The sequence below is a fragment of the Bartonella sp. AA81SXKL genome, from assembly GCF_042196945.1.
In the GTDB taxonomy this organism is placed as follows: Bacteria; Pseudomonadota; Alphaproteobacteria; order Rhizobiales; family Rhizobiaceae; genus Bartonella.
The window spans coordinates 1-594 of sequence record NZ_JBHIRH010000362.1 but is presented as its reverse complement, the minus strand read 5'-3'; the positions used below and the strand labels follow the sequence as shown (position 1 = coordinate 594).

Sequence of the window (594 nt, the reverse complement as noted above, 5' to 3'; positions counted from 1 at the left end):
TGACAAAATTGCGTCAAACAATTGCGCGTCGTCTTAAAGATGCACAGAATACAGCAGCAATGTTAACCACATTTAATGAGGTTGATATGTCGGCTGTGATGGATTTGCGCAAGCGTTATAAGGATCTTTTTGAAAAGAAACATGGTGTTAAACTCGGCTTTATGGGATTTTTTACCAAGGCTGTTTGTCATGCATTAAAAGAACTTCCTGCTGTTAATGCGGAAATTGATGGAACGGATATTGTTTACAAAAATTACGTCAATGTTGGAATTGCTGTTGGAACGGATAAAGGACTTGTCGTTCCGGTAGTGCGTCATGCAGATCAGATGTCGTTAGCAGAGATTGAAAAGGAAATTGGTCGTTGGGGGCGTCTTGCTCGTGATGGAAAATTAGCGGTTTCTGATATGCAAGGTGGAACTTTTACCATTACCAATGGGGGTGTTTATGGTTCGTTAATGTCGACACCGATTTTAAATGCACCACAGTCCGGTATCTTGGGAATGCACGCGATTAAAGAACGAGCAATGGTTGTTGGCGGGCAAATAGTCATTCGCCCCATGATGTATCTGGCGCTTTCATATGATCACCGTATTG

1 protein-coding gene is annotated in these 594 nt (G+C 42.1%); it reads left to right on the top strand.

Annotated elements, in window-relative coordinates; all coding sequences use genetic code 11:
- The coding region (locus ACFINZ_RS11700; RefSeq protein WP_375701608.1) for a 2-oxo acid dehydrogenase subunit E2 at window positions 1–594 on the top strand (594 nt) is incomplete at both ends.